The sequence below is a fragment of the Mediterraneibacter glycyrrhizinilyticus genome (genome assembly GCF_015560805.1).
In the GTDB taxonomy this organism is placed as follows: Bacteria; Bacillota; Clostridia; order Lachnospirales; family Lachnospiraceae; genus Schaedlerella; species Schaedlerella glycyrrhizinilytica_A.
The window spans coordinates 38,876-48,043 of the sequence record NZ_JADMSO010000017.1 but is presented as its reverse complement, the minus strand read 5'-3'; the positions used below and the strand labels follow the sequence as shown (position 1 = coordinate 48,043).

Here is a 9,168-nt window from a genome sequence, read left to right as displayed (position 1 = left end):
GGAAAGTAATGATTTTGATTCATTTATGAAATTCGCAGTGTAGTTTTGTGCAATTTTTTAAATTTGCTCATTTATAGAAATAAAAAAGAACGCTTCGGCGCTCATGCAGAAGAGGTCTCTGCGGGGCGTCGGGGCGTTCTTTTTCTTGACGGAAATTGGAATCGTCAGCATATCGTCAGCACAGTTCCCAGTCGATCTGTTTTTTTGTGAAAAATTTCTGAACCATCTCATCCCATGCCTGCTCTAAAGATTTGTCCATGGAAAATGTTTTTAAAGAAGTTCCAGTGATACAGAAAAGCCCGTCTTGATTGAAGCGGATGTTTAAGTAAAGTCCCTGAACGTCTTCCGGGCGGAAATCCAGTTGTTTTTGGATTAATAATTTTTCGATATTATGGGGCGCAAGGCTGAATACGAATTTGAAGCCAAGCGGTGTCTGCTTCCCGCGGATCATTGTAAAGCAAAGTTCACGGAGCTGCTTCCAATAGGAATATTCGGGAAGCGTATCCCGTTCTTCCGGAGGGTAAAATTCTTTCTGCAAGAATCCGTTGATCGTAAATGTGTTAAATGTCGTGATCTCCCCGTCAATGACAAGAAAGTGGTCAAAGGTTTCGGAAAGTAAAAGGTGGGACATAAATTGTTTGTTGTTCGGTAATTTTAAGGCGATCATTCAACTATCCTCCTAAAGATTGACTTTTAAGCGCGAAATCAGTATTATTATATCATATAAATGATGCTGTGGTCAAAACACGTCTTAGCATCGATGTACAAGGGGAAAATTCCCCTTGTACAATGATGTTAGCATCGGTATTCGGTAAATTAGAAAGGTATTATTGTGAAGATAGAGAAAAAAGAAATCAATAAACGGACGCTGGTGATCGGAGGAATCGCGCTTGCGGTTGTTCTGATCGCCGCGATCATGATCGCGGAGGGCGTCAGCGGGATGAAAAAGAAGAAAACAGATGTCTCGGAGGGATTAAAGATCATCGAGCAGGCGGAATCTGCCGATGTGACGGCGATCGAGACAAAGATCGGTCAGTTGGAAGCCAAAGATTCCCAGGGGCAGGAAGATACGAGAAGCCTGAAGGAGATTTTCGGCAGTACAGTCGTGATGGGAGATTCGATTTCGGAGGGATTTGCAGAGTTTGACGTGCTGAATACTTCCAGCGTTATCTCCAAGATCGGCGTAGAACTGGATGAGTTGGACGAGCAGGTGGAGCAGCTTGTAAAAGTAAATCCGCAGGTCGTCTTTTTGACGTTCGGGGCGAATGACATTCTGGCGACCAAAGGAGACGAAAAAGCGTATATCGAGCAGTACAAGGCTCTGATCGAAAAGATTCAGAAAAAGCTGCCGGAGACGAAGATTTTTATCAATTCTATTTTCCCGGTGCAGAAGTGGAGAGTGGAGGAAGAACCGCTATTTGAACACATTGCGGAATATAATGAAGCGCTTCGGGCAATGTGCGATAAGCTGCAGATTGCATATGTGGACAACACAGAACTGGTGACGGATCGATATTATGAAGCGGACGGGATGCATTTTAAGGCGGATTTCTATCCGGTCTGGGCGAGAAGAATGGCGGAATTTGCCGCATTATAGGGCAGACTGCGTGCAAAAGGAGATAAAGATGGAACAATATACAGAAGCAAATAACGCAGGCAGAACGGGAAGAAAAGGTCGAAGCCGTTCGGTTGGGACTGCGGAAGTGATGAAATATGTGATCGCGGTTTTGATCTTGGGATATGTGGCGGTGATCCTGCTATTTACCGGGGGCAGCAGCAAGCCGTTTGATGAAGTTGCCAGGAGAGTGGAGGCAAGTCTGGATTCGGGAAGTCTGTCCAAACAAAGCGGGCAGGCGCTCAAGCGGTATTACGGACTGAACAGCGCAGATTATAAAGGGGCGATGCTGTATTCTTCCGATGCGAGTATTTCCGTAGAAGAAGTGCTTTTGATCGAAGCGAAAAATGAAGCGCAGACGGCGGAGATCCGAGAGGCTGTGGAGCGGCGGATCGAACAGCGGAGAAATGATTTCGATGGTTATGCGCCGGAACAAGTGCAGCTTTTGGAGAATGCGCAGGTTCTTGTGCGCGGGCGGTTTGTCTTTATGGCAGTGTCGCCGGACGCGGAACAATATCGGACTGCATTTGTAAAAAGTCTGTGAGAAGCAGGAAGAAAAGAGGATTAGAGGATGCTATTTAGCAGTATTACATTTTTATTTCTATTTTTGCCGGTTACGGTACTGATCTATTATCTTGTGCCGCAGAAGACGAGGAATCTTGTGCTTCTGATCGCCAGCCTGTTTTTTTATGCATGGGGAGAGCCGGTTTATGTTGTGTTGATGATCTTGTCGATCCTGTTGAATTTTTTCTGTGGGAAAGACATCGGGGAAAAGAGGGCGGATCCGGTGCGGGCAAAGCGAAGTCTGATTTTTGCAGTGGTGATGAACGTATTGATCCTCGGATTTTTTAAATATTACGGATTGCTGATGGAGACGTTGAACGTTTTGTTTCCGTATGAGATTCCTTACCGGGAACTGGCGCTTCCGATCGGGATTTCCTTTTACACGTTTCAGGAATTATCGTATCTGATCGACATTTACCGCGGAAATGCAAAACCGCAGCAACGTCTGCTTCCGTTTGCACTGTACATCAGTATGTTCCCTCAGCTGATCGCGGGACCGATCGTGCGCTATGTGGATATCGAAGCACAACTGCTGAACCGGGTCATGTCTATGCGGAAATTCGGACAGGGCGTTATGTATTTTATCGTGGGATTTGCAAAAAAAGTAGTGCTTGCCGATTCCATCGGCGCTCTCTACGAGCAGATCACGGCGCTTTCGATCGGAAGTTTTTCGGTTTTGACCGCATGGGTAGGGTGTCTGGCATTTGCGTTCCAGATTTACTTTGATTTCAGCGGATATTCCGATATGGCGATCGGACTCGGAAAGATGTTCGGATTTGAGTTCCGAAAGAATTTCCAATATCCGTACATTGCGAAAAATATCGGGGAGTTCTGGAGGAGATGGCATATCTCTCTCGGAACATGGTTTCGGGAATATGTCTATATTCCGCTGGGAGGAAATAAATGTCCGGCATCCAGACATCTGTTGAATCTGCTGATCGTCTGGGCGCTCACCGGACTGTGGCATGGCGCGCAGTGGAACTTCCTCGTATGGGGCTTATATTATGGCGTGATATTGATTTTGGAAAGATACGTATGGGGAAGAGCGCTCGGAAGACTTCCGGTATTTGTACAGCATATTTATACGTTTGTACTTGTACTGATCGGCTGGGTATTTTTCTTCAGTCCGTCGCTTGGGGCGGCTATGGATTATCTCGGCGTGATGTTCGGCGCGGGCGCCAGCGCATGGATCGACCGGCAGGGATTCTATTTTCTGCTGACCCATTGGCTGTTGTTCCTGCTCTGTGCGATCGGATCGTCTCTTCGCGGAATGAATATCCTGCGGCTTTTGACCGGTTCTTACGAGAGCAGACGGATCAGACAGATCGCGGCGTGTGTGGTTTACATCGGTATGTTCCTTGTAAGCCTTGCGTTCCTTGTGACAGAAAGTTTTCATCCATTTTTGTATTTTAGATTTTAGGGGAAGCTATGCAGAAAAGAAGAACAAGAAAAGGAAAGAATAACAAAGGATTTCCGTCAGAGAGTATTTTGGCAGTGGGATTCGGCATCTGTATTCTGGGATTGGCAGCAATCAATCTATTTTGGCCGGATCATGAAATGTCGGAACAGGAGAACCGGATGCTCGCTTCAAAACCGAAACTTTCCGTGAGCAGTGTATTGTCCGGAGATTATATGGAAAAATATGAGAGCTATCTGGCAGATCAGTTTGCAGGGAGAGATTTCTTAAGAAACATAAAAGTGACGCTTGGGCGTTTTGGCGGTAACAAAGATGAGAATGGCGTGCTGCTTGGAAGGCAGGGACAGCTTCTGGAAGAGATAGAAGTACCGGATCAGACGACGCTGAAAGCAAATCTGACGGCGATCCGTCAGTTTGCCGAGCAGAATGATGAGATCCCCACTTATATGATGCTGGTGCCTGATGCGGCGGCTGTGCTGGACGATACGCTTCCGTCTCTTGCTGTTGTTTCGGATCAGAGCCGGATGATCGCACAGGTGAAACGGGAACTGGGAGACTCCGTGACATGGATCGACGCGGAAAGTGTGCTGAATAAGCATGCCGGTGAAAAGATATACTATAAGACAGATCCGCACTGGACAAGTCTGGGGGCCTTCTATGTATTTCAGGCGGCTGCGGAAACATTGAAGATCGATGGGGAAGCGGGAAGCAATTTTGTATCTTATCCGATATCAAAAACTTTTAACGGGACTTTGGCGTCGGCAAGCGGTTTCCGCCTGAACGAGCGGGAAGTGATCGATATGTATGTGTCGAAAGAAGAGGACGGCGGTCTGGTCGTGAATTATGTGGAGGAGCAGGAAAAGACCGCGTCTATTTACGACTCTTCCAAATTAAAAACGCGGGATCAGTACGGCGTTTTCCTCGGGGGGAACACATCGCTGATCGACATTAAGACGGTTTCGGAAAGCCAGAGAAGACTTTTGCTTGTAAAAGATTCCTTTGCAAATAGTTTCGTACCGTTTTTGACGCCGTATTTCCGTGAGATCGTCGTGGTGGATCCGCGATATTATTCAGGGACGATCGAGGATCTGATGAATGCATACCGTATTACCGATACGATGTTTTTATACAGCGGAAATTCATTTTTTCAAGACAATAATATTAGTGGAGTGTTGGACAGTGAGCAATAAGATCGAACAGGAATTTCAGCAGAAAAAAGAACCCGTCCGTCTGAATAAATATTTAAGTGAAGCCGGGGTCTGTTCCAGAAGAGAGGCGGACCGTCTGATTGAAAGCGGACGGGTCAGCGTGGACGGAAAACGTGCCGAGACCGGGATGCGGATCCTGCCGGGGCAGGTCGTGCGCGTCGGGAAAAAAGTCGTTTCCAGACAGGATGAAATGATCGTCCTTGCGGTCAATAAACCGGTGGGGATCGTCTGTACAGAGGAAAAGAGGGAGCGCAACAGTATCGTGCGGTATCTGGATTATCCGGTCCGCGTCACTTACATCGGACGGCTGGATAAGGATTCCCGCGGTCTTCTTCTGATGACAAACAATGGAGATATCATCAACAAAATGATGCGCGCCGGGAATCTGCATGAAAAAGAATATAAAGTGACCGTGGATAAAGAGATCACGAAAGAATTTCTGGAAAAAATGGCAGGCGGTGTTCCGATCCTTGATACGGTGACGAGACCGTGTAAGATCAAAAAAATCGGAAAATATACGTTCCAGATCATTCTGACTCAGGGGCTGAACCGGCAGATCCGCCGGATGTGCGAGGCGCTCGGGTATCAGGTGAAAGATCTGGTGAGAACCCGGATCATGAACATTGAATTAGGAAATTTAAAAGAAGGCGCAGTGCGGCGGCTGACCGACGAGGAGCTCAATCTTTTATATGAGCAGATCCGTCAGTCTTCCAATGAGCCGGTACGCGTGTGGGAGTAGAGAGAAGATGGCAGATACAAAAAAACAACGGATGCTGGAACTGGTAGAACTTTTGAACCGTGCCAGACGCGCTTACGAGCAGGAAGACACGGAGATCATGAGCAACTATGAATACGACCGGTTATATGATGAATTACTGGGACTGGAACAGGAGTTGGGAACAACGCTTGGATCCAGTCCCACCGTAAATGTAGGGTATGAAGTGTTGAGCGAATTGCCGAAAGAGCGGCATGAGCGTCCGATGCTTTCTCTGGATAAGACAAAAGAAGTAGGGCGGCTGAAAGAATTCCTGGGGAGTCAGAAAGCGGTGATCTCATGGAAACTGGACGGACTGACGATCGTTCTGACTTATAAGAACGGAACGCTTGAGAAAGCGGTTACCCGGGGAAACGGGGAAGTAGGAGAGGTCATCACAAACAATGCGAAAGTATTTAAAAATCTTCCTCTCCACATTTCTTATCAGGGAGAACTGATCCTCCGCGGGGAAGCAGTGATCGGATACCGTGATTTTGAGCGGATCAACGAAGAGATCGAAGATGTGGATGCAAAATATAAAAATCCGCGGAATCTGTGCAGCGGTTCCGTCCGTCAGCTGAGCAACGAAGTGACGGCGAAACGGAACGTACAGTTTTTTGCGTTCTCTTTAGTCCGCGCGGAGGATGTTGATTTTGAAAATTCCAGGCTGAATCAGTTCGACTGGCTGGCAGAGCAGGGATTCGCCGTTGTGGAGCATCATCCGGTGACGGCGGATACGGTGGAATCCGAAGTGGCGTGGTTTGCGGAAAAGATTGCGGAAAATGATTTCCCGTCGGACGGTCTTGTGCTGACATACGACGATATCGCATACGGACAGTCTCTTGGTACAACGGCAAAATTCCCGCGGGACTCTTTTGCGTTTAAATGGGCGGATGAGATCCGGGAGACGACGCTTACAGAGATCGAGTGGAGTCCGTCGAGAACGGGACTGATCAATCCGGTTGCAATTTTTGAGCCGGTGGAACTGGAGGGGACGACGGTCAGTCGTGCCAGCGTGCACAATATCAGCATCATGGAAGAACTGGAACTGGGGATCGGAGATACCGTTCAGGTTTATAAGGCGAATATGATCATTCCCCAGATCGCGGAAAATCTTACAAGAAGCGGAACCTGTCATGCGCCGGAGACGTGCCCGGTCTGCGGCGGCGCGACCCGTATTTCCATGGAAAACGATACGAAAACTTTATACTGCACGAATCCGGAATGTCAGGCGAAACAGGTGAAAGCATTCGCATTGTTTGCAAGCAGGGATGCGCTGAACATCGAAGGACTTTCCGAGGCGACGCTGGAGAAATTTATCGCGCAGGGATTTATCCGGGATTTTACGGATATTTTCCATCTGGAACAGCATGAGGAAGCAATCAAGACGATGGAGGGATTTGGGGAAAAATCTTACGAAAATCTGGTGAAACGGGTGGAGAACGCGCGTGTGACAACATTGCCGCGGCTTTTATATGCGCTGGGGATCGCCAATATCGGTATTGCCAATGCGAAAATGATCTGCCGTGCGTTGGGAAATGATCCGATGCGGATCTTACATGCAACGGTGGAAGAATTGAGCGAGATCCCGGGAGTCGGCGGCGTGATCGCGCAGGCATATGTGGACTATTTTTCCGATCAAACACATCGGGATCTGTTTGAACGCCTGCTGAAAGAGGTGGAGATCCCGGCGGAAGAGGAGAAAGAAGACGCACAGAAATTTGCCGGAATGAATTTCGTGATCACCGGAAGCGTGGTTCATTTTGCAAATCGGGCGGAAGTAAAAGAAGTGATCGAAGCGCGGGGCGGAAAGGTGACAGGATCTGTGACGTCCAAAACAAATTATCTGATCAACAATGATGTACAGTCCACTTCATCGAAAAATAAAAAGGCGAGAGAACTCGGGATCCCGATCTTGTCGGAAGAAGATTTTCTTCAGATGCTGGAGCGGGAAGAATAAAGATCATAGGAGTCCGGCTTTTTAGAAAAATTTAATGAGATCCATAAAAATTTAACAGGATATACGCGAAAGGGGCGGGGGCACGCTCTTTACTATCTGAAAATATTTCGCTATAATAAAAGAACGTTGTTCTATAACGGAAAGTGATTTTATACGGAGGAAATCAAGATGTCAGATTATGATTTTACGATAATTGATTCTGATGAAAAAGAATCTCAGGATACGGGAGCCGATCTGCCGGAGGAAGAGAAGCAGGAAGTACAGGAAGTAGTGACGGCGGAAGAGACGGACGATGAGAAAGAGGAGGAATATGAAAAAGTCTGCTTTATCTGCCGCAGACCGGAGAGCAAGGCAGGAAAGATGATCGAGCTGCCGAATAATATTACAGTGTGTCAGGACTGTATGCAGAAGAGTTTTGACGCGATGAACAATGCGCCGATCGATTTTAGCAAGATGATGGGAAATATGCCGGGGATCCAGTTTTTGAATCTGTCGGATCTGGAGAATACGGTTCCGAAGCGGCAGAAGATCAAGAAGAAAAAGCAGACGGAAGAGAAAAAAGTGAAGAAACTGACGTTGAAAGACATTCCGGCGCCGCATAAGATCAAAGCACAGCTGGATGATTATGTGGTTGGTCAGGAATACGCGAAAAAGGCGATGTCAGTTGCGGTATATAACCATTATAAACGTGTATTGTCCGATAACGCAGATCATATTGAGATCGAGAAATCCAATATGCTGATGATCGGACCGACAGGAAGCGGAAAGACGTATCTGGTCAAGACACTGGCGAAGCTTCTGGACGTGCCGCTTGCGATCACCGACGCAACCTCTCTGACTGAGGCTGGATACATAGGAGACGATATTGAAAGCGTTGTTTCCAAACTGCTTGCGGCGGCGGACAATGACGTGGAGCGCGCCGAGCAGGGAATCATTTTTATCGATGAGATCGACAAGATCGCGAAGAAGAGAAATTCCAGCCAGCGGGATGTGAGCGGAGAGTCCGTACAGCAGGGCATGTTAAAGCTTCTGGAGGGAAGCGAAGTGGAAGTGCCGGTTGGCGCCAACAGTAAAAATGCCATGGTGCCGCTGACAACCGTCAATACGAAGAACATTCTCTTTATTTGCGGCGGAGCATTTCCGGATCTGGAGGGCATCATCAAAGAGCGTCTGACAAACAAAGCTTCCATGGGATTTAACGCGGAGCTGAAAGATAAATATGACAATGACAAAGATCTTTTGAGCAAAGTGACGGTGGAAGATCTGCGGACATTCGGAATGATCCCGGAGTTCATCGGTCGTCTGCCGATCATCTTTACTCTGAAAGGTCTGGACAAAGACATGCTCGTCCAGATCCTGAAAGAGCCAAAGAATGCGATTCTGAAGCAGTATCAGAAATTGTTGGCGCTGGATGAAGTGAAGCTGGACTTTGACGAGGGAGCTTTGGAAGCGATCGCGGAGAAAGCGATGGAAAAAGATACCGGAGCGAGAGCGCTGCGTGCGATCATCGAGGAATTTATGCTGGATATCATGTATGAGATTCCGAAAGACGACAATATCGGAGAAGTGACGATCACACGGGCTTATATCGAGGGTACCGGCGGACCGCTGATCCAGCTTAGAGGACAGAGCGTACCGCTTCTGAGTTAA

At 47.6% G+C, this 9,168-nt stretch carries 8 protein-coding genes; 7 read left to right on the top strand and 1 reads right to left on the bottom strand.

Annotated elements, in window-relative coordinates:
* Nucleotides 1–175 precede the first annotated feature (175 nt).
* The gene (locus I2H87_RS13055) at nucleotides 176–667 is read right to left on the bottom strand and encodes a DUF5721 family protein (protein WP_022151756.1); all 492 of its coding nucleotides are present in this window, start codon (nucleotides 665–667) and stop codon (nucleotides 176–178) included.
* A gap of 165 nt (nucleotides 668–832) precedes the next feature.
* Between I2H87_RS13055 and I2H87_RS13050 the strand changes: the two genes are divergently transcribed.
* The 7 genes from I2H87_RS13050 to clpX all read left to right on the top strand — a co-directional run bounded on the left by I2H87_RS13050 (nucleotide 833) and on the right by clpX (nucleotide 9,168).
* Nucleotides 833–1,597 (top strand): SGNH/GDSL hydrolase family protein, encoded by a 765-nt coding sequence (locus I2H87_RS13050; RefSeq protein WP_022151755.1) that lies wholly within the window; start codon nucleotides 833–835, stop codon nucleotides 1,595–1,597.
* Between the two features lie 28 nt (nucleotides 1,598–1,625).
* Entirely contained in the window at nucleotides 1,626–2,159 is a 534-nt protein-coding gene (locus tag I2H87_RS13045) for a DUF4358 domain-containing protein (protein WP_009267955.1), read from the top strand.
* A 27-nt stretch (nucleotides 2,160–2,186) separates the two neighbouring features.
* Nucleotides 2,187–3,599 (top strand): MBOAT family O-acyltransferase, encoded by a 1,413-nt coding sequence (locus I2H87_RS13040; RefSeq protein WP_009267954.1) that lies wholly within the window; start codon nucleotides 2,187–2,189, stop codon nucleotides 3,597–3,599.
* Nucleotides 3,600–3,607: 8 nt separating this feature from the next.
* On the top strand, nucleotides 3,608–4,786 hold the full coding sequence (locus tag I2H87_RS13035; protein ID WP_009267953.1) for a DHHW family protein: 1,179 nt from the start codon (nucleotides 3,608–3,610) through the stop codon (nucleotides 4,784–4,786).
* Nucleotides 4,776–5,543, top strand: coding sequence for a pseudouridine synthase (locus tag I2H87_RS13030; protein WP_009267952.1), 768 nt, complete (start codon nucleotides 4,776–4,778; stop codon nucleotides 5,541–5,543). Before I2H87_RS13035 ends, I2H87_RS13030 begins: the two co-directional genes overlap by 11 nt.
* A 7-nt stretch (nucleotides 5,544–5,550) precedes the next feature.
* Entirely contained in the window at nucleotides 5,551–7,518 is a 1,968-nt protein-coding gene (gene ligA, locus I2H87_RS13025) for an NAD-dependent DNA ligase LigA (RefSeq protein ID WP_195610240.1), read from the top strand.
* A 168-nt stretch (nucleotides 7,519–7,686) separates the two neighbouring features.
* Nucleotides 7,687–9,168, top strand: coding sequence for an ATP-dependent Clp protease ATP-binding subunit ClpX (clpX, locus tag I2H87_RS13020; protein WP_009267950.1), 1,482 nt, complete (start codon nucleotides 7,687–7,689; stop codon nucleotides 9,166–9,168).

Excerpts from the sequence above, each read along its gene's own strand:
- I2H87_RS13055 (WP_022151756.1), bottom strand. The coding sequence starts at position 667 with ATGATCGCCTTAAAATTACCGAACAACAAACAATTTATGTCCCACCTT.
- I2H87_RS13045 (WP_009267955.1), top strand. The coding sequence starts at position 1,626 with ATGGAACAATATACAGAAGCAAATAACGCAGGCAGAACGGGAAGAAAA.
- clpX (WP_009267950.1), top strand. The coding sequence starts at position 7,687 with ATGTCAGATTATGATTTTACGATAATTGATTCTGATGAAAAAGAATCT.
- I2H87_RS13035 (WP_009267953.1), top strand. The coding sequence starts at position 3,608 with ATGCAGAAAAGAAGAACAAGAAAAGGAAAGAATAACAAAGGATTTCCG.
- ligA (WP_195610240.1), top strand. The coding sequence starts at position 5,551 with ATGGCAGATACAAAAAAACAACGGATGCTGGAACTGGTAGAACTTTTG.
- I2H87_RS13040 (WP_009267954.1), top strand. The coding sequence starts at position 2,187 with ATGCTATTTAGCAGTATTACATTTTTATTTCTATTTTTGCCGGTTACG.